The 19,543-nt window shown below is 73.6% G+C and carries 16 protein-coding genes; 8 read left to right on the top strand and 8 right to left on the bottom strand.

The features are described 5' to 3' along the window. The first annotated feature begins 441 nt into the window (after positions 1-441). Positions 442-891 (top strand): PTS glucose transporter subunit IIA, encoded by a 450-nt coding sequence (locus AB0C73_RS34150; RefSeq protein ID WP_362537493.1) that lies wholly within the window; start codon positions 442-444, stop codon positions 889-891. An 80-nt stretch (positions 892-971) separates the two neighbouring features. Then, a complete protein-coding gene (ptsP, locus tag AB0C73_RS34145) occupies positions 972-2,642 on the top strand; it encodes a phosphoenolpyruvate--protein phosphotransferase (protein WP_362537491.1) in 1,671 nt (556 codons plus the stop codon). A 61-nt stretch (positions 2,643-2,703) separates the two neighbouring features. Here the strand turns inward: ptsP and AB0C73_RS34140 are convergent, their stop codons facing one another. Continuing rightward, a complete protein-coding gene (locus AB0C73_RS34140) occupies positions 2,704-3,609 on the bottom strand; it encodes a hypothetical protein (protein WP_362537489.1) in 906 nt (301 codons plus the stop codon). Positions 3,610-3,643: 34 nt separating this feature from the next. After that, entirely contained in the window at positions 3,644-4,936 is a 1,293-nt protein-coding gene (locus tag AB0C73_RS34135) for an MFS transporter (protein ID WP_362537487.1), read from the bottom strand. Between the two features lie 47 nt (positions 4,937-4,983). On the opposite strand from AB0C73_RS34135, the gene AB0C73_RS34130 reads away from it, so the two are divergent. Further along, positions 4,984-6,303, top strand: coding sequence for an aminotransferase class I/II-fold pyridoxal phosphate-dependent enzyme (locus AB0C73_RS34130; protein WP_362537485.1), 1,320 nt, complete (start codon positions 4,984-4,986; stop codon positions 6,301-6,303). A gap of 66 nt (positions 6,304-6,369) precedes the next feature. Here AB0C73_RS34130 and AB0C73_RS34125 read toward each other — a convergent pair whose 3' ends face one another. Beyond that, positions 6,370-8,334, bottom strand: a complete 1,965-nt coding sequence (locus tag AB0C73_RS34125) for an acetoacetate--CoA ligase (RefSeq protein WP_362537484.1) — start codon at positions 8,332-8,334, stop codon at positions 6,370-6,372. A 225-nt stretch (positions 8,335-8,559) separates the two neighbouring features. On the opposite strand from AB0C73_RS34125, the gene AB0C73_RS34120 reads away from it, so the two are divergent. Next, positions 8,560-10,935 carry a glycoside hydrolase family 31 protein gene (locus AB0C73_RS34120; protein WP_362537482.1) on the top strand — a complete coding sequence of 792 codons (2,376 nt, stop codon included), beginning with the start codon at positions 8,560-8,562 and terminating at the stop codon, positions 10,933-10,935. A 290-nt stretch (positions 10,936-11,225) separates the two neighbouring features. On the opposite strand, the gene AB0C73_RS34115 is transcribed toward AB0C73_RS34120, so the two are convergent. Beyond that, the gene (locus AB0C73_RS34115; protein ID WP_362537480.1) at positions 11,226-11,759 is read right to left on the bottom strand and encodes an NUDIX domain-containing protein; all 534 of its coding nucleotides are present in this window, start codon (positions 11,757-11,759) and stop codon (positions 11,226-11,228) included. A 61-nt stretch (positions 11,760-11,820) separates the two neighbouring features. On the opposite strand from AB0C73_RS34115, the gene AB0C73_RS34110 reads away from it, so the two are divergent. The 3 genes from AB0C73_RS34110 to AB0C73_RS34100 are packed head-to-tail and all read left to right on the top strand — an operon-like array spanning position 11,821 to position 14,348. Continuing rightward, positions 11,821-12,639 (top strand): M15 family metallopeptidase, encoded by an 819-nt coding sequence (locus AB0C73_RS34110; RefSeq protein WP_362537478.1) that lies wholly within the window; start codon positions 11,821-11,823, stop codon positions 12,637-12,639. A gap of 39 nt (positions 12,640-12,678) precedes the next feature. After that, positions 12,679-13,164: a zinc ribbon domain-containing protein gene (locus AB0C73_RS34105; protein ID WP_362537476.1), complete on the top strand. Its 486-nt coding sequence runs from the start codon at positions 12,679-12,681 to the stop codon at positions 13,162-13,164. Further along, positions 13,161-14,348: a lipid-transfer protein gene (locus AB0C73_RS34100; protein WP_362537474.1), complete on the top strand. Its 1,188-nt coding sequence runs from the start codon at positions 13,161-13,163 to the stop codon at positions 14,346-14,348. Before AB0C73_RS34105 ends, AB0C73_RS34100 begins: the two co-directional genes overlap by 4 nt. A 19-nt stretch (positions 14,349-14,367) precedes the next feature. Here the strand turns inward: AB0C73_RS34100 and AB0C73_RS34095 are convergent, their stop codons facing one another. From AB0C73_RS34095 to AB0C73_RS34080, 4 genes are read right to left on the bottom strand one after another with little or no spacing between them, the layout of a single operon-like run. Next, positions 14,368-14,976, bottom strand: a complete 609-nt coding sequence (locus tag AB0C73_RS34095) for an ATP/GTP-binding protein (RefSeq protein WP_362537473.1) — start codon at positions 14,974-14,976, stop codon at positions 14,368-14,370. Then, entirely contained in the window at positions 14,957-15,400 is a 444-nt protein-coding gene (locus tag AB0C73_RS34090; protein ID WP_362537471.1) for a DUF742 domain-containing protein, read from the bottom strand. The genes AB0C73_RS34095 and AB0C73_RS34090 overlap by 20 nt, the downstream gene beginning before the upstream one ends. A 16-nt stretch (positions 15,401-15,416) precedes the next feature. Next, complete coding sequence (locus tag AB0C73_RS34085) at positions 15,417-15,854, bottom strand: roadblock/LC7 domain-containing protein (protein WP_362537469.1); 438 nt, start codon at positions 15,852-15,854, stop codon at positions 15,417-15,419. Further along, on the bottom strand, positions 15,851-18,616 hold the full coding sequence (locus AB0C73_RS34080; protein WP_362537467.1) for a nitrate- and nitrite sensing domain-containing protein: 2,766 nt from the start codon (positions 18,614-18,616) through the stop codon (positions 15,851-15,853). The genes AB0C73_RS34085 and AB0C73_RS34080 overlap by 4 nt, the downstream gene beginning before the upstream one ends. A 470-nt stretch (positions 18,617-19,086) precedes the next feature. Between AB0C73_RS34080 and AB0C73_RS34075 the strand changes: the two genes are divergently transcribed. Continuing rightward, positions 19,087-19,497, top strand: coding sequence for a hypothetical protein (locus tag AB0C73_RS34075; RefSeq protein WP_362537465.1), 411 nt, complete (start codon positions 19,087-19,089; stop codon positions 19,495-19,497). Positions 19,498-19,543: the final 46 nt, after the last annotated feature.

Here is a 19,543-nt window from a genome sequence, read left to right as displayed (position 1 = left end):
GCGGGCTTTCCTCCGGGCGCTTCCTTCGTTCTTGCGTTTCCGACTCTATCAGATCTTTCCGATCCGATTTCCTCGGTGCTTTCCGGTCCCTTTTCCAGATATTCACCTGGGGTTCCTTCGGCGGGGTCAAACACTACCAGGCTTTTCCGCTCCCCCTGACCACTCCCCCTGCGAGCACGCAGAGGTGTAGACCACTGGGGTTAGGATCTGGCTTGATAGGTGCTGCCGACCCACGACTCAAAGCCGCGTTGGGGTCAACAGGGAGTACGACAGTACATCCCACCACCACTGGAAGCAAACCGTTTCCGGGTGGTCGCTAGGTCTGCCAACCGGTACGTCCCGGGCAGAACCCGGACTACCCATGACATACGCTTCTGAACAGTACGCCGTCCAGGACAGGTAGTGACGGCGCCGAATATCTCCGCCCCTGGGAGGCTTCCCATGACATCCGTGACGTCGCCACTCGCTGGACGCGCCATCGGTCTCGCCGCAGTGCCCGACCCGGTCTTCTCCGGTGCGATGGTCGGGCCCGGTACCGCCATCGACCCCGTCCGCGAGCCGTCCGAGGCCGTCTCGCCCGTCGACGGGGTCGTCGTCTCTCTGCACCCGCACGCGTACGTCGTCGTCGACGCCGACGGCCACGGGGTGCTGGTCCACCTCGGGATCGACACCGTGCAGCTCAACGGCGAGGGCTTCGAGCTCCTCGTGAGCAAGGGGGACACCGTGACGCGCGGGCAGGCCATGGTGCGCTGGAACCCGGCCGCGGTCGAAGAGGCCGGCAAGTCGCCCGTCTGTCCCGTCGTGGCGCTGGAGGCCACCGTCGACTCCCTCGCCGATGTCCGTGAGGACGGGGACGTGAAGGCCGGCGACCAGCTCTTCTCCTGGAGCTGACCGTCGGCTCGTCCTTCTGACGAGCACGCAGGCGACATTCAACGCGGCGGCCCGGCCGCCGCTCTATCGGAGACGGTGAGATGGAGACAACGCTGCGAGGCGTCGGTGTCAGCCATGGGGTGGCGATCGGCGAGGTCCGGCACATGGGCACGGCGGTCCTGGAGCCGCCGGCCAAGCAGATTCCCACCGAGGAGGCGGAGCGCGAACAGGGGCGCGCCCGTCAGGCTGTGGAGGCTGTGGCCGCGGACCTGATTGCGCGCGGCAACCTGGCCGGTGGCGAGGCCCAGGCGGTTCTCGAGGCGCAGGCGATGATCGCGCAGGACCCGGAGCTCATCGCCGACGTGGACCGCCGGATCGCGGTCGGCAGCACGGCGGAGCGCGGTATCTACGACGCGTTCTCGCACTACCGGGAGCTGCTCGCGGGTGCCGGTGAGTACATGGCCGGCCGGGTGGCCGACCTGGACGACGTGCGGAACCGGATCGTGGCCCGGCTGCTCGGCGTACCGATGCCGGGTGTGCCGGACAGCGACGAGCCGTACGTACTGATCGCGCGGGACCTGGCGCCGGCGGACACGGCGCTGCTCGACCCGGCGCTCGTCCTGGGTTTCGTGACCGAGGAGGGCGGGCCGACCAGCCACAGCGCGATCCTGGCGCGTGCGCTCGGTGTGCCGGCCGTGGTCGCGCTGCCGGGTGCGGGTGAGCTCGGCGAAGGCACGATCATCGCGGTGGACGGTTCCACGGGCGAGATCTTCGTGGACCCGAGCGAGGAGAAGAAGGCGGAGCTGACCCGGGCGGCCGAGGAGCGCAAGGCGGCGCTGTCCGCCTCCAGCGGTCCGGGCGCGACCTCGGACGGGCACAAGGTGCCGCTGCTCGCGAACGTCGGCGGTCCCGCGGACGTGCCGGCGGCGGTGGAGGCCGGTGCCGAGGGTGTGGGTCTGTTCCGTACGGAGTTCCTGTTCCTGGACGACAGCGCCAAGGCGCCGTCGGAGGAGAAGCAGGTCGAGGCGTACCGCAAGGTGCTGGAGGCCTTCCCCGAGGGCCGGGTGGTCGTGCGGGTGCTCGACGCGGGTGCGGACAAGCCGCTGGACTTCCTGACGCCGGCCGACGAGCCGAACCCGGCGCTCGGTGTCCGGGGTCTGCGGACGCTGCTCGACCACCCGGAGGTGCTGCGGACGCAGCTGACGGCGCTGGCGAAGGCCGTCGAGGGTCTGCCGGTGTATCTGGAGGTCATGGCGCCGATGGTGGCCGACCGCACGGATGCGAAGGCGTTCGCCGACGCGTGCCGTGAGGCGGGGCTGCGGGCGAAGTTCGGTGCGATGGTGGAGATTCCGTCCGCCGCACTCCGGGCGCGTTCGATCCTCCAGGAGGTCGAGTTCCTGTCGCTCGGCACGAACGACCTGGCGCAGTACACCTTCGCGGCCGACCGTCAGGTGGGCGCGGTGTCGCGGCTGCAGGATCCGTGGCAGCCGGCGCTGCTCGACCTGGTGGCGCTGTCCGCCGAGGCGGCCAAGGCCGAGGGCAAGAGCTGTGGTGTGTGCGGCGAGGCCGCGTCGGATCCGCTGCTCGCGTGTGTGCTGACGGGTCTGGGTGTCACCTCCCTGTCGATGGGTGCGGCGTCGATTCCGTATGTGCGGGCGACGCTGGCGAAGTACACGCTGGCGCAGTGCGAGCGTGCGGCGGCCGCGGCGCGTGCCGCGGACACCGCGCACGACGCGCGGATGGCGGCGCAGGCGGTGCTGTCGGGCGAGTAGTCGTCCAAGAGGTCGAAGGGGCTTTCCCTGCCACGTGGTGGCGGGGGAAGCCCCTTCGGCGTCAGTGGGGGTGCGGGTCGTCGGGGTGGGTGAGGGGGAAGCCTGCGCGGTAGTCGACGTGGGGTTCGGGGGCGATGGGTTCGCCGGTGCGGGCGTCGGTGCAGTAGGCGTCGAAGACCTCGGCCTCGGTGAGGGGGTGGAGCCGGCCGTCGTGGAGGCGCCAGCCGTGGAGTCGGTCGGGTGCGCCGGGGACGGTCGTGCGCAGGACGACGCCGCCGGGGTTGCCGAGGGCGATGCCCGCGGCGAGGACGCTGAGGAACTCGGCGCCCTGGGAGGTGTCGAGGCGGGCGGGTCCGGTGGTGTCGCGGGTGGTGTGGAGGGCCGCGATGAGCTGGTCGTCCTCGGCGGGGACGCTGCAGACGAGGTGGTGGGTGCCGGGTCCGGCGGCGTCGAGGAGGCCGAGCAGGAGGTGGGAGGCCCGGTCGAAGGCGGCTCGGCCGATGTCCTGGCCGCAGTCGGCGCAGGGGCCGGCGTCGGTGAGGAGCATCGTCGCGTACTCCCAGGTGGCGTGGCGGACGGCGGTGTCGACAAGGGTGCGGACGAGGTCCGCGAGGGGCTGTCCGGTGTAGGGGACGCGGGGGCCGGTGGCGGCGCGTTCGGCGGTGTAGTGGCCGCGGCTGGTGGGGTGGTCGGGGTCGAGGCCGGTGGCGGTGCAGTGGTCGGCGTAGTCCTCGGGGTCGAAGAGGGCGACGGCGGTGGGGCCGCCCCGGGCGGCGAGGGTCTTGAGCAGGGCTTCGACCTGGGCGAGGTAGCGGCCGTGGTCGTCGAAGGCGAAGGTCGTGTACTGCCGCATGGCGGTGAAGTCCTCCTCGTCGGCGAGGAGGGCGACGGTGCCGGCGACTTCGCGGCGCAGGGCGCGGCGGAGGGCCGCGGTGGTGGTGCGGTGGGTGCTGCGGTTCTCGGTCATGAGTCCCCCTGGGTGCTGCCGTCGTTGTGACTGACTACTCACTCACCGTAGCCGTGGGCACTGACAGTGACGCCGGGGTGGGCTCGGGCCGGGTGACGCGGTCGCGGATCAGGCGGTGCTGGGCGGCTCCGGCGCCGACGAGGGCGAGGCCGAGGACGGGCCAGGCGAGGGGGCCGGCGGTCATGACGGCGGTGACGAGGAGGGGTCCGGCGAAGCGCTGGGTGGACTGGGCGAGTCCGTGGACGCCGAGGTAGGTGCCCTGGGCGTCGGCGGGGGCGAGGGCGACGGAGAGTTCCCAGGAGGCGGTGGCGTGGATGATCTCGGCGAAGGTGAGGGCGATGACGGCGACGACGAGGGCGCTGATCGCGAGGGCGCGGCCGCCCGCGGCGGAGGCGGCGAGGGCCAGGGTGCCGACGACGAAGAGGCCGGAGAGCGGGATGAGCAGGCGCCGGGCGGCGGGGGTGCTGGCGCCGAAGCGGGCGAGGGGGACCTGGAAGAGGACGACGAGGACGGTGTTGAGGACGAGGAGGAGCGGGGCCAGGCCGACGGGGGCGGCGGTGGCGTGGACGATCCAGAGCGGGACGGCGACCTGGAGGATCGTGTCGTCGAGGTAGAGGGCGGCGTCCGTGGCGGTGTAGCCGAGGAAGGTGCGGTCGCGCCAGGGGTTGGCGCGGCGTGGCGCGGGGGCGCCGGTGATGTCCTCGGCCGGGGTGGGGCGGGCGGGGGCCGGGGGTTCGGCGCAGCGGAGGGTGAGGGCGGCGATGACGCCGTAGGAGAGGACGTTGCCGACGAGGAGCACGGGGTAGGCGTGGACGCTGCCGGTGGCGAGCGCGGCGGCGGCGCCGAGGCCGCCGATGGACCAGCCGATGTTGACGGTGGTGCGCTGGATGGCCTGGTAGCGGACGCGTTCGGGGCCGGCGAGGCGGGCGGCGTAGAGCTTGATGAGGACGCTGCCGGCGCGGTCGGGGAGGGCTCCGAGGGCGGAGTAGAGAGTGAGGAGGAGGAAGTTGTCGGTGGTGAGGAGGGCGAGCAGGGCGGCGCCGCGCATGAGCTGGGTGCCGGCGATGACGCGGACGAGGGGGTAGCGGTCGGCGAGCCGGCCGGCGAGGGGGGCGCCCGCGATGCCGACGCCGCCGGAGACGGTCATGAGGAGGCCGACCTGGCCGAGGCCGAGGCCGGAGACATAGGTGAAGTAGAGGGCGGTGCAGCCGGCCCAGAGGCCGGTGCCGGTCTTGTCGATGATGCTGACGATCAGCATGCGGCGGCCGTCGCGGCCGCCGGGTATGCGGTCGAGCGCGGTGCGGTGCCATGGAGTCGGGCGGCTCACTCGGTTCCCCCTTGACGCGAGTTATGTATTGATACATAGTTCAGTACGTGGCAACACAATATTCGATCAGTGGGACGACGGCCAAGGGGATTGCCGCGTCCGTCGAGGGCGGGATCTCCGAGGGCGAGCTCGCGCCGGGCGACGCGCTGCCTCCCGTGCGGCGGCTCGCGGACGACCTCGGCGTCAGTCCGGGCACGGTGGCGACCGCGTACAAGGAGCTCCGGCAGCGCGGTCTGGTGGTGACGCGCGGGCGCGGCGGCACGGTGGTGGCGGAGGCGCCCTCGGTGGCCTCGCGGCGGCCGCCACGCGTGCCCGAGGGCCTGGTGGACCTGGCCGGCGGGCACCCCGACCCCGCGTTCCTGCCCGTCCTCCACCCGCCCGCCGAGGTGCGCCCGGTGTTCGGCTCGCACCGGGCCGCGCCCCGGCTCGCCGTCCTGGAGGAGCTGACCCGCCGCTGGTACGCCCGCGACGGCGTCCCGACCGGGCGGGTGAGCTTCGCGCACGGGGCGCTCGACTGCATCGCCCGGCTGCTCTCGGTCGAGCTCCGGCCGGGTGACGCCGTGGCGGTGGAGGACCCCGGATTCCACCATCTCCTCGACCTGGTCCCGGCCCTGGGCCTGCGCATGGTGCCGATGGCCGTGGACCGCGAGGGCATCACCCCGGACGCACTGCGCGCCGCCCTGAAGGCCGGAGTGCGGGCGGTGGTGTGCACCCCCCGCGCGCAGAACCCCACCGGGGCGTCCCTCTCCCCCGCGCGCCGCGACGCGCTGGCCGGGCTGCTGCGGGAGTTCCCCGAGGTGCTGGTCGTCGAGGACGACTACACGGCGGAGTTCGAAGGCCCGGCCGCGCCCACCCTGGCCGCGGCGGGCCTGGACCGCTGGGCGCAGGTGCGCACGGTCTCCAAGCGGCTCGGCGTCGATCTGCGGTGGGCCGGCGTCGCGGGCGATCCGGTGACGATCGCCCGGCACGACGGGCGGATGCTGATGACCTCAGGCTGGGTCAGCCACGTCCTGCAGGAGACGGTCGTCGGGCTGCTCACCGATCCGGCGACGGCCCGGCTGGTGGCGGCCGGCGAGGCCGCGTACACGGAGCGGCGCCGGGCGCTGACCGATGCGCTCCGCTCGTACGGCATCCGCAGTGCGGAGGGCGCCGGGATGAACGTGTGGGTGCCGGTGCGCGACGAGTCGGCGGTGGTGAACGGGTTGCGGACGCAGGGCTGGTGGGTGGCGGCCGGTGCCCGGTTCCGGATCGCGGCGCCCACCGGCGTACGCATCACGACGGCCGCCCTCGCGCCGGTGGACGCGGAACGGCTCGCGGCGGACTTCGCCGCCGTGCTCGGCGACGCGCAGGCGACGTACGGCGGCTAGTGAGGACAGGAGAGGGCCCCGCGCACCGAACACGGTGTGCGGGGCCCTCTCCTGGTGTGTCCGGGGTTACTTGCGGGTGCGGGCCAGCTCCTCGTAGAAGCTCAGCAGGTCGAGGTTGTCGACCGAGCCGGGGTTGACCGCCTTGGCCATCGGCGTGCCCTGGAGGAGGCGCTTGACCGGGACCTCGATGCGCTTGCCGGTCAGGGTGTGCGGGACGCCGGGGACCTCGATGATGTCGTCCGGGACATGGCGCGGGGAGAGTTCGGTCCGGATCGTGCTCTTGATGCGCCCGATCAGCTCCTCGTCCAGGGCGGCGCCGTCGGCGAGGTGCACGAAGAGCGGCATCCAGTAGCCGCCGTCCGGCTCCTCCAGACCGATCACCAGGGACTCGCGGATCTCCGGGAGACGCTCCACGGCCTCATAGATATCGGCGCTCCCCATACGGACGCCCTGACGGTTCAGGGTGGAGTCGGAGCGCCCGTGGATGACGACCGAGCCGTGGTCGGTGATCGTGATCCAGTCGCCGTGCCGCCACACGCCGGGGAACATCTCGAAGTAGCTGTCGCGGTAGCGGCTGCCGTCGGGGTCGTTCCAGAAGCGGATCGGCATGGACGGCATCGGGTTGGTGACGACGAGTTCGCCGACCTCGCCGGTCAGCGGCTTGCCCGACGGGTCCCAGGACTGCAGGTCCGTGCCGAGGCAGGCAGCCTGGAGCTCGCCGATGTGCACCGGGAGGGTGGGGACGGCGCCCGCGAAGCAGGAGCAGACGTCGGTGCCGCCGCTGACGGACGCGATCCACAGGTCCTCGCGGACCTCGTCGTGCAGCCAGCGGAAGCCGTCGGGCGGCAGCGGCGAGCCGGTGGTGGCCACGCACTTCACCCTCGACAGGTCGAAGTCCCGGCCGGGGTGCACGCCGGCCTTGGCGCAGGCCATCACGTACGCGGCGGAGGTGCCGTACAGGGTGGCGCCGGTGCGCTCGGCGACCCGCCACTGGGCGCCGGTGTCCGGGTAGCCCGGGCTGCCGTCGTAGATGACCACGGTGGTGCCGGTGAGCAGGCCGGAGACGAGGAAGTTCCACATCATCCAGCCGGTGGAGGTGTACCAGAAGAACACGTCCTCGGGGCCGAGGTCGCAGTGCAGGCCCAGCTGCTTGACGTGCTCGATCAGGATGCCGCCCTGGGACTGCACGATCGCCTTGGGCAGGCCGGTGGTGCCGGAGGAGTAGAGCACCCACAGCGGGTGGTCGAAGGGCACGTGCTCGAAGACCGGCTCGGTGTCGGCGGCGGTCAGCGCGGACCACTCCAGGGCGCCCTCGGGGGCCGCTGTGCCGAGCAGCGGGATGTGCACGACGGCGCGCAGCGTGGGCAGTTCGGCGCGCAGCTCGGCGACGGTGTCGCGGCGGTCGTGCTCCTTGCCGCCGTAGCGGTAGCCGTCGACGGTGAACAGGACGACGGGCTCGACCTGCTGGAAGCGGTCGAGGACGCTGCGGGCGCCGAAGTCGGGGGCGCAGGAGGTCCACACGGCGCCGACGGCGGCGGTGGCGAGCAGGGCGACGACGGCCTCGGGGATGTTCGGCAGATAGCCGCTGACCCGGTCGCCGGGGCGGACACCGAGGCCGCGCAGCTCGGCGGCGAGCGAGCCGACCTGGCGGCGGAGCTCGGCCCAGCTGATGGGGCGCGGCTCATGTGTCTCGTCCACATGGAGCAGGGCCGTGTCATGGGGGCGCTGCTCGGCGGCGCGCAGCGCGTGCTCGGCGTAGTTGAGGGTGGCGCCCGGGAACCAGGCGGCGCCGGGCATCGAGCGGTCGCCGAGGACCCGCTCGTACGGGGTGGCGAAGCGGAGGTCGAACCACTCGGCGACGGCGGCCCAGAAGGCTTCGAGGTCCTCGACGGACCAGCGGTGCAGGGCCGCGTAGCCGCCCTCGGCGGGCGCGCCGTGGCGCTCGGCCGCCCAGGCCTGGAAGCGGGTGACGGCGGCCGCGGCGATGCGGTCCTCGTCGGGCTGCCACAGCGGCTCGGTCTGCGATGTCATGGATCGGCTCCCTGGCGTTACGCGGGTCTGCGTGTGTCGCGCGCACGTGCTGGGGTGTGCGCGTGACGCGGCTGACAGGGACGATGCCATGTGATCCTCTTTCGGTCCAGGGCGTGCCTGGGCCTCCCCGCCCATGGTCCGATGGCTGAACATGTGCTCTGACCATGGGTGAACGGCAGTTGAACGAACCGCGCGCGGGCTGTCGTGGATGGCAGGCTGAGCTGCATGGACGGTCGTGAGCTGGTGCGCTCGGTGAGGGTGATGGGTTCGGTGCAGGGGTGGCGGGCGGTGCGCGCGGCGTGGCGGCAGCGGCGGACGGACGCGCGGGCGCTGCCGCGCAGGGGGGCGGAGCGGGCGCGGGTGCCGGGTCCGGTGGGCGAGGTGGAACCGGCACCGGGCGGTGGGATCGTCCGGTTCGCCCGTTCGGAGCTGCGGATCTCGGTGTCGGCGGGCGGCACGGTGTTCTGGGGCTGGGACGGGGCCGGGCCGCTGCCCTCGTACGCGCTGGCCGACGAACCGCCGGAGCCGGACCCGCGGGCCGTCCTGGAGCCGGACACCGACGGCGGCTGGCGGGTGGTGTCGGAGCGGGTGACGGTCGCGGTGTCCCGGCACGGGGCGGTGGAGGTGCGCACGCCCGGTGGGGTGGTGCTGCGCCGGGATCTGCCGCCGCGGTGGTGGGAGCCGGTGCGCGAGGGCGCTGCGGCGTCGGGAGCGGCGCGCTGGGTGCAGCGCAGCGAGGCGCCGGCCGACGCGCGCTTCTTCGGGCTCGGCGGGCGGGCCTCGGGGCCGCGGCTGCGGGACGGCTCGTACCGGCTGTGGAACACCGACCCCAAGGGGGCCTTCGGGCCGGACGACGACCCGCTCTACATCACCATGCCGGTGCAGCTGGTGGTCGCGGACGCGGGCACGCATCTGGCGTTCTACGACAACTCCTGGGACGGGCGCGTGCTGCTCGCCGAGGGCGAGGAGGGCGCCGGTTCCGGCCACGACCGGCCCGGCACCAGCGAGGTGCGGATGGACGGCGGCCCGCTGCGCTGCTGGGTGGTGGTCGGCACCCCCGCGCGCGTGCTGCACGGCTGGGCGGCGCTCACCGGCGCGCCCGCGCTGCCGCCGTCCTGGGCGCTCGGCCCGCAGCACGCCCGCTGGGGCTTCGGCAGCGAGCGCGAGGTGCGGCGGGTCGTGGACGGCTACCGGGCGCACGGCCTTCCGCTGTCCGTGCTGCACCTGGACATCGACCACTACGACGGGCACCGGGTGTTCACCGTCGACCGGGAGCGGTTCCCCGATCTGCCGGGGCTCGCCGACGAGCTGCGCGAGCGGGGCGTGCGGCTGGTGTCGATCGTCGACCCGGCGGTGAAGGCGGAGCCGGGCGATCCGGTGTACGACGCGGGGCGCGCCGCCGGGGCCTTCGTGCGGGACGACCGGGGCGAGGAGGTGCGCGGGGTGGTGTGGCCCGGGGAGTGCGCCTACCCGGACTTCACCGATCCGGCGGCGCGGGACTGGTGGGGCGGGCTGTACGAGGAGCGGCTGAAGCAGGGCTTCTCCGGGGTGTGGCACGACATGAACGAGCCGGTGTCCTTCACCGCCTTCGGCGACCGCACGCTGCCGCGCTCGGCCCGGCACTCCCTGGAGGGCCGCGGCGGCGACCACCGCGAGGCGCACAACGTGTACGGCCTGACGATGGCCCGCGCGGGGTACGAGGGGCTGCGCCGACTGCGGCCCGAGGAGCGGCCCTTCCTCTTCTCGCGGTCCGGCTGGGCGGGCATGCAGCGGTACGGCGGTACCTGGTCCGGCGACGTGTCGACCGGGTGGCCGGGGCTGCGGGCCTCGCTGGCGCTCGTGCTCGGCCTGGGGCTTTGCGGGGTGCCGTACTCGGGTCCCGACGTGGGCGGGTTCGACGGGAGCCCGTCGCCGGAGCTGTTCCTGCGCTGGTACCAGCTGGGGGCCTGGCTGCCGTTCTTCCGTACCCACGCGACGATCGACGCGGGGCGGCGCGAGCCGTGGGAGTTCCGTCCCGCGGTCCTCGCGCACGCGCGCGTGGCGCTCGCCGAACGGGAGCGGCTGCGCCCGTACTTCGTGACCCTCTCGCGGCTCGCCCGGATGACGGGCGCGCCCTATGTGCGGCCGGTGTGGTGGGGCGCCCCGGAGGACCGGGCGCTGCGCGACTGCGAGGACGCCTTCCTGCTCGGCGACTCGCTGCTCGTGGCGCCGGTGCTCTCGCGGGGCGCGGAGCAGCGGGCGGTACGGCTGCCGCGCGGCCGCTGGTACGACACGGCGACCGGCGAGGCGTACGAGGGCCCCGGCCAGGTCCTTCTCGACGCCCCGCTCTCCCGGGTGCCGGTGCTCGCCCGCGCGGGCTCGGTGATCCCGGTACGGGGTGAGGACGGCGAGGAGGAGCCGGTCCTGGAGGTCTGGGCCCCGGCCCCGGGCCGCACCGGCGGCGGCCTGGTGGTCCGCGACACCGGCGACGGCTGGGCGACCGCGGAGATCGAGCGCTACCAGTCGCGGCTCGCAGGCGGCCGGGTGGTGGTGGAGCGGGTCACGGACGAGGGCGTGACGGAGGCGGAGCTTCCGGTGCGGGTGAGGGGGCTGGGGGCGTAGGCCCCCTGAAGGGGGCGGGGGTGTGGGGCGGGTCAGGGCCGCCTGGCGGGCCAGACCGGGACGGCCGAGGCCGGAAGCCCCGGGCCCACCCGGACCGGCCCCCGGCCCCGGCCCGGGACACGAGGCGGCTCCGGCCTCCCGGCCGGGCCCCCGCGGTCCCGAGCACAACGCCATCCCTGCCGGCCTGCCGGAGCGTCACCCCCGGCAGGGGCGACCGCTCGGCCGGAGCAGGCCGCCGGCTTCGGCGCGCCCGGGCGCCGTACCCGCTCCTCCCCCACAACCCCCGCCCCCTACCCGTACACCCCCGCGAAGAAGCGCCGCACCGCCTCCGTGTGCAGCGGGAACGCCAGTTCCTCCGGGGCGTGGAGGAGGTGGTGGCCGGTGGTCTCGTCCGTGGCGGTCGAGGGCGGGAGAGCGGTGGCCGGGCGGGGTGGGAGGAGGCCGAAGAGGAGGAGGTGGCCGGCCGGGGAGCTGAGGGCGTCGGCGAGGCGGACGTCGGCGGCGGAGGCCTCGATGCCGGTCTCCTCGCGCAGCTCGCGGACCACGGCCGTCTGCCAGTCCTCGTCGAAGTCGATGAAGCCGCCGGGCAGGGCGACCCGGCCGGCCTGGGGCGGGATGGTGCGGGTGATGACGACCAGGCCCGTGCGCCCGGCGTCCGCATCGGTGACGGGCAGCAGGGCGACGGCGACCGGAAGCGGGTTGCGGTAGGCGGTGGTGCCGCAGGCGGGGCAGGTGCGGGGCCAGCCGGCGGGGTCCCGGTAGCGGGCACCGCAGGAGGAGCAGTGGGAGTGCGGCGCGGAGTCGGTCACGAGGGAGTCGGTCACGAGGGCGACCGTACGCGATCTCCCTTTCCCGGCGCTGCTGTTGCTGGTAGAGACGGGAGTCATGAGACGACTGATTCGACGCACCGGACGTGCCCTCGGCGCACTCGCCGCCGCCGGGCTGCTCGCCGTCACCGCCGCCGTCCCCTCGGCCAGTGCCGCTCCGGAGCCGAAGGCCCCGCGGGAGTTCGTGGCGCTCGACCGGGTGGACCCGACGATCCTTCAGGAGATGCGCTACACCACGGAGCACAACTTCGTGGGCGAGCGGATCGACGGCTACCACCAGCCGCTGTGCATCCTGACCCGGCCGGCCGCCGAGGCGCTGCATCGGGCGCAGACCGGGCTGCTCGCCCGCGGCTACACCCTGAAGGTGTACGACTGCTACCGCCCGCAGCGGGCCGTGGACCACTTCGTGCGCTGGGCGAAGGACCTGGCCGACGAGCGGATGAAGCAGGAGTTCTACCCGCTGGTGGACAAGGACCGGCTGTTCGCGGACGGGTACATCGCGGAGAAGTCGGGGCACAGCCGGGGTTCGACGGTGGACCTGACGGTGGTGCCGCTGCCGGCCGCGCCGACCCGTCCGTATGTGCCGGGCGAGCCCCAGGTTCCGTGCTTCGCACCGCAGGAGCAGCGCTTCCCGGACAACTCCCTGGACATGGGCACGGGTTTCGACTGCTTCGACACGCTCTCCCACACCGACGATCCGCGGATCACGGGCGTGCAGCGGGCCAACCGGGACCTGCTCCGGGACGCGCTCGCCGCGCAGGGCTTCGTCAACCTGCCCGAGGAGTGGTGGCACTTCACCTTCAAGCCGGAGCCGTTCCCGTCGACCTTCTTCGACTTCCCGGTGGCCCGGAGGTCCGTGGCCGTGGCACACTTCTGACGCTTCGTCAGATTGCTGCATCGCGGGAGGGGACCTGAGATGGCACGGACGCGCAGGCCGGTGGTGGCCGGCTGGTTCACCGAGGACGCCGACGGGCCCGTCCCCGACGAGGAGTTCCGGCTCCTCGGGACCCGCTGCACCGCCTGCGCCTCGGTGTTCTTCCCCCGGCAGGACGACTGGTGCCGCAATCCCGGCTGCCCGGGCGGCGGCGCGCTGACCGAGCTCCCGCTCTCCCGGCGGGGCCGGATCTGGTCGTACACCGACGGGCGCTACCGGCCGCCCGCGCCGTACGTCTCCGACCCGGACGCGCCCTGGGAGCCGTACACCCTGATCGCGGTGGAGCTGGAGGCGGAGGCCATGGTCGTGCTCGGGCAGGCGGCGCCCGGGGTCCGGACGGCCGATCTGGCGGTCGGCGCCGAGGTCGAGCTCGTGCCGGGGGTGCTCAACGAGGACGACGAGCACATCTGGACCACCTGGCACTGGCGCCCCGTCGCGGACGGACTGTCCGAAGGGGGTGCGGCATGAACGACATCGCCGTCCTCGGGATCGGCATGCACCCCTGGGGCAAGTGGGGCCGGAGTTTCGTCTCGTACGGCGTCGCGGCGGCCCGGGCCGCGCTCGCCGACGCCGGGCTCGGCTGGCGCGACATCGGCTCCGTCGTCGGCGCGGACACCGTACGCGGCGGCTATCCCGGTTACGTGGCGGGCGCGACCTTCGCGCAGGCGCTCGGCTGGCAGGGCGCGCGGGTCACCAGTGTCTACGCGGCCTGTGCGTCCGGCGCGCAGGCGATCGGCGCGGCCCGGGCGCAGATCCTCGCCGGGCTCGCGGACGCGGTCCTGGTGGTGGGCGCGGACGCGGCGCCGAAGGGCTTCTTCGCGCCGGCCGGCGGCGACCGGCCGGACGACCCGGACTGGCTGCGCTTCCGGGTGCTCGGGGCGACGAATCCGGCCTACTTCGGGCTCTACGCGCGCCGCCGGATGGCGCTGTACGGGGACACGCCCGAGGACTTCGCCCAGGTGAAGGTGAAGAACGCGGCGGCGGGCGCGCTCAATCCGCTGGCCCGCTACCGCACACCGGTGAGCGCGGCGGAGGTGGCGGCCTCGGCCGTCGTCGCCGATCCGCTGCGGCTGCTCGACATCTGCGCGACCTCCGACGGAGGGGCCGCCCTCGTCCTTGCGGGCCTGGACTTCGCGCGGCGGCACGGGCACCCGGATCCGGTGCGGATCCGCGCGGTGTCGACGGTCACCCCGACATACCCCAAGGCGGTCCTCGACCTGCCGGACATCGCGACCGACTCGGCCGCCGCCGTCTCCCCCGCGCCGCACGGCTTCCGTGCGTCGATCGCCCGGGCCGCGTACGAGGAGGCCGGGCTCGGGCCCGGGGACCTGTCGCTCGCCGAGGTGTACGACCTGTCCACGGCCCTTGAGCTGGAGTGGTACGAGGACATCGGCCTGTGCTCACCCGGCGAGGGCGCCAAGCTGCTGCGGGAGGGGGCCACCGCCCTGGGCGGCCGGATCCCGGTCAATCCGAGCGGTGGGCTCGCGTCCTTCGGCGAGGCGGTGCCGGCGCAGGCCATCGCGCAGGTCTGCGAGCTGACCCGGCAGCTGCGCGGGCAGGCGGGCGCGCGGCAGGTGCCGGGCGCCCGGGCCGGGATCACCGCCAACCAGGGCCTGTTCGGGCACGGTTCGGCGGTGGTGGCGGTGCGCTGAGCGCAGCGCACCCGCCCCCTCAGGGCGTGAGCGCCTTCGGGTCGTCCGCGAGCACCAGCGCGTGCTCGACGACCGCGACCAGGACGTTCTTCACGGACTCCCGGTCGCGGGCGTCGCACATCACCAGCTCGACCTCCGGGTCGAGGTCGAGCGCGCCCCGGACCGACTCCGGCGCGTAACGCCGGGCGCCCTCGAAGCAGTTGACGGCGACCGTGAACGGGATGCCCCGCCGCTCGAAGTAGTCGATGGCGGCGAAGCTGTCCTCCAGGCGCCGGGTGTCGGCGAGCACGACCGCGCCGAGCGCGCCCTGCGCGAGCTCGTCCCACAGGAACCAGAAGCGGTCCTGGCCGGGGGTCCCGAAGAGGTAGAGGACCAGGTCCTCGCGGAGCGTGATCCGGCCGAAGTCCATGGCGACGGTGGTGGTCGACTTGGCCTCCACGCCGTTCAGGTCGTCGACCGGCCGGCCCGCCTCGCTCAGGATCTCCTCGGTGCGCAGCGGCCGGATCTCGCTGACCGCGCCCACCAGGGTGGTCTTGCCGACCCCGAAGCCGCCCGCGACCAGGATCTTCAGCGTGACCGGTTCGACCGGCGGCCGGTTGCGGGTGGAGCTAGAGCGCCCGAAGGCCATTGATCACCTCGCGAAGGATGCTCACGTCCGGCAGCTCGGCCGGCGGAACGGGGCGGGTCACATGCACGAGCTCGTCGTCGACGAGATCGCCCACCAGGACCCGTACCACCCCTACGGGGAGGTCGAGTCCGGCGGCGAGTTCGGCGATCGACTGCGGCTGCCCGGCGCAGCGCTCGACGATCTCCACATGCTCGGGGGACAGTGTCTGGTCACGGCCCGGGTCGTCGGCGGCCGGGTCGAGCACCACCAGGGCGATCAGGTCGAGCCGATGGCGGGTCGCGGCGCTGGTGCGGCCGCGGGTCATGGCGTACGGGCGGACCACCGGGCCCGCCTCGTCGTCGAACCAGCGGGCGAGCGGCTCCTCGCGGGACTGGTCTGCGCGGGACTGCTCTGCGCGGGACTGGTCTGCGGCTGCGTCGGTCATGCCGTCCCCCCTCTCCTCATCCTCCGGTGGGCAGCCCGGTCCGGGGCGCGGTGGCGAGGTGCGCGCCGACCCGCTTGACCATGAGGGTCATCTCGTACGCGACCTGGCCGACGTCCGAGTCGGCGTCGGCGAGCACGGCCAGGCAGCTGCCGTCGCCGGCGGCGGTGACGAAGAGGAAGGCGTCCTCCAGCTCGACCACGGTCTGGCGGACCCTGCCCGCCTCGAAGTGGCGGCCGACGCCCTTGGCGAGGCTGTGGAAGCCGGAGGCGACGGCGGCGAGGTGCTCGCCGTCCTCGCGGGAGAGGTCCCCGGAGGCGCCGGTGGCCAGGCCGTCGCTGGAGAGCACCAGGGCCTTGCGGATGGAGCCGACGCGCTGGACCAGTTCGTCGAGGAGCCAGTTCAGCTCCCCGTTGCCGTGGGCGGAGCTGTGGGCTGCGGCGTTCGGTGCGGTCATCGACCGTCCCCCTCGGGTGTCGTTCCTGGTGCTGTCGTTCCGGGTCTTGTCGTCTCGGCGTTCTGCCGGCGGCCGCGCTGCCAGCCGCGCTGCATCGAGGCCATGCGGCTGCGCACCGCCTCCGCGTCGCGCTCGAAGGAGTCGGGTCCGCCGTCGGCGGCGTCCGGTCCGGCCTGGCCGGCCGGCCGGTCGTCGGTGCGTTCCCCGGTGGCGCGTTCGCCGGAGGCACGTTCGCCGGTGGTGCGCAGCTGCGGCGCGAGGCTGGCCTGCCGGACCCGGCGGGGCAGCCCGGCGAAGGGGGCGGGGCCCTCCTCCGGCACGGGCACGAGGGTGGGCGTGGGCCGCACCCGGGCCAGTTCCATGGTGTCGTCCGGCCGGGCGCCTGCCCGGTCCTCGCCGGTGTCGCCGCCGGCCGGGTGGGCGCGGCCGTCCTCGTCCAGGCGCCGGCCGTGGTCGACGACGAGGGTCGGCGGGCGGCGGCGCGGCAGCGGTACGGGGCGGGCGGGGGTCTCGTCGGTGTCGCCGCGGCCGCCGGAGTGCTCCGGGGACGGCTGGTGCTGCTCGCCGCGGCGGCGGTGCTCGCGGGCCCGGAACAGGCCGCCGCGCTCGCTGTCGGAGTCGAGCAGGTCGGCCGCGCCCGCGCCGCCGAGCAGGCCGTCGATGCCTGCGGCGCCCAGCGGGGCCTCCAGCTCGACGGGGCCGTCGAGGAGCGGCCCGGCCGGTTCGAGGGCCGGGTCGGGCACCTTGGTGAGGGCGGGGCGGCGGGACGGCAGGCCGTCGGGGCCGGTGCGGTCGAGCGCGCCGCGGTCGCCGGGCGTGCGGTCGGGGGTCTTGCGGTCCAGGCGGAAGCCCGCGCCCTGGGTCTCGGGGGCGTCGGTGAGCAGCGCGGCCGGCAGGAAGACGACCGCGGTGGTGCCGCCGTACGGGGAGGGCTGGAGCGAGACGCGGACGTTCTGGCGCTGGGCGAGGCGGCTGACCACGAACAGGCCGAGGCGGTCGGTGTCGGAGAGCTCGAACTCGGGGGTCTCGGCGAGCCGGAGGTTGGCGTCGAGCAGGGCGTCGGGGTTCATGCCGAGGCCGCGGTCGTGGATCTCCAGGGTGAAGCCGTTGGCGACCCGCTCGCCGAGCACCTGCACGGCCGTGTGTGGCGGCGAGAACACGGTGGCGTTCTCGAGGAGTTCGGCGATGAGGTGGGTGAGGTCGGCGACGGCGGGGCCGCCGACGCCGAGCCGGGGCAGCCGGCGGACTTCGATGCGCTCGTAGTCCTCGACCTCGGCGACGGCGGCGCGGACCACGTCCATGAGCTGGACGGGCTTGCGCCACTGGCGGGAGGGGGCGGCGCCGGAGAGGATCACCAGGCCCTCGGCGTGCCGGCGCATACGGGTGGTGAGGTGGTCGAGCCGGAAGAGGTCGGCGAGTTCCTCGGTGTCCTCGGTGCGCCGTTCCATGGTGTCGAGCAGGGTCAGCTGGCGGTGCAGCAGGACCTGGTTGCGGCGGGCCAGGTTGACAAAGACCTCGGAGACCCCGCGGCGCAGTTCGGACTGCTTGACGGCGGCCTCGACGGCGGCGCGCTGGAGGGTGTTGAGGGCCTGGCCGACCTGGCCGACCTCGTCCTCCTCGTACCGCAGATGGGGCACCTCGGTCTCGACGTCGACGTGTTCGCCGGCGGCGAGCCGACGCATGACGCTGGGCAGCCGGACGCCGGAGACCTCCTGGGCCTCCTTGCGCAGCCGGCGCAGGTCGCGGATGAGGCTGCGGCCGACGCGGACGGAGACGATGACGGAGACGAGGAGGGCGACGAAGCCGAGGACGCCGGCCACGCCCGCCTTGAGCAGGACGCTGTACGCGGCGGGCTGGACGCGGTCCTTGAAGCGGTCGCCGGCCGCGTAGTTGTCGCGGGCCAGGCTGTCGAGGACCGGTCCGGACTGCTCCTGCCAGCGCTCGGCGGTGACGGAGTGCGGGCGGTCGGTGGCGCCCTCGGTGATGAAGGCCTCCTCCGCCCGGCGCAGCGGTGCGGTGGCGGCGCCGGACCAGTACTTCTCGAAGCGGTCGCGCTCGGCGCCGGGCAGGACCTCGAGATTGGTCTCGTAGAGCAGTTTGCGGCCGGCGACGAGGTCGGTGACCAGGCGCGCCTCCTCGGCGGTGACGCGTTCGGCGATCAGCGCGGAGGCGATCAGGGCGTCCTCGCGGGCGAGGAGTTCGCGGGCGCGGGTGACGCCGACGAGGGCGCGGCCCTGCTTGTCCATCTCGACGTTCTCCAGCGCGTGGAGCGTCATGAGGAAGCCGTAACAGGGGTCGACGAGCCGGTTGTAGAACTCGAGCGCCTGCATCCGGCCGATGGCGCGGTTCTCCACGGAGCGGCGCAGCGAGGAGAGCCCGTCGAGGGCGGTGAGGAACGAGTCGAGCCGCTGGGCGGTGACCGGGTTCATGTCGCCGCGTACGCCGGGTTCGGCGGCGTTGCGGCGGATCAGCTCGATCTGCCGGTCGGTGGCCTCGCGTTGCTCGCGCAGCCGGGTCTGGGCGTCGGCGGCGCGCGGGTCGGCGAGGTAGACCAGGGACTGGCGTCGTTCCTTCTGGATGACCCGGGCGGTGTCCTCGATCGGGTAGCCGATCTTCTCGACGATGTAGCCGACGTCGAGGAGCTGGCGTGCCTCACGCCCGGTCAGGACGGTCGAGAATCCCCACAGTCCGGAGAGGGAGACGAGCGGCACGAGCAACAGGGCCACGATCTTCCTGCGGATGGACTTCCCGCGAAAGCGCATGGCCTCCCCCAGCTCGGCCCCCGTGGTCGCGGGGGCTCTTCACGTCGTCATGTCTCACGTCGTCACGCCCCGGCGTCAACACGCGGCGTCAACCTTCGTCTTCAACAAACCGCGCGCGAGCCTACTACTGCATCACAGCCATCTCGAAGACGTGTCCGGGCGATTTTCAGCCGGTCGAGTGAGTCTTGATCATGAGATGTCCCGGTATTCGGGGAGTTGGGTTCCGGCAGTGTGGCGTAGGACACCTGACAGTGCGGCATTTTCTGTCTTCGCGCAGTTGGCTGGAACTGTCTGTTCCGGAAGGGGGTGAGGGAACGCGGGCGGGTCGCGAGAGGGTTACGAAAGGGGCCCGGCGAAACCTTTTCCCATATGCGTACGTCATCCTGTACCTGGGGGGTTGTGTCCGCGTAAAGCGGCCCAAGCCGGGCAGCAGTCACCCTGGGGACATTCGTGTGGGGAGTGAGGGCGCGATGGGACACGAGCCGCGGCCGGTGCGGCAGTTGTGGGTGGACGACGAGAAGGGCCTGCGCAGGATGCCCGATCCGGTGCGGCGGGCCGCGGTGCGCGCGGTGCTGCTGACGTCGGTGACGCTGATCCTGGGGATGGTCGCGTTCTTCTGCTCGGTCACGGGATCGTGGATCGCGTTCCCGGTGACCGTCGCGGCGGTGGCGAGCACGGTGGTGGCGACGTGGAGCGTGCTCGACGTCTGGATCACCCGCCAGGTGTGGCGGCAGCGCCACGGGGTCGTGTCGGAGCCGAGCAGCGCGGAGCGCGGGCTGCGGCGCGAGCGGCGCCGCGAGGAGCGTGGCCGCTCGGGCACGAAGGCACGTACCGAGAAGGAGCGCGCCCCCGAGGGGCGGGTGCTCACCGACGCCGCCTGAGCGGCGGACCGCGAACGGTGCACGAACGGCCGGCGGCCCGGTCCTC

It is taken from the genome of Streptomyces sp. NPDC048623 (assembly GCF_040650755.1).
Taxonomy (GTDB): Bacteria; Actinomycetota; Actinomycetes; order Streptomycetales; family Streptomycetaceae; genus Streptomyces.
The sequence above is the reverse complement of the archived record's forward strand: the minus strand, read 5'-3'. Positions and strand labels throughout refer to the sequence as shown.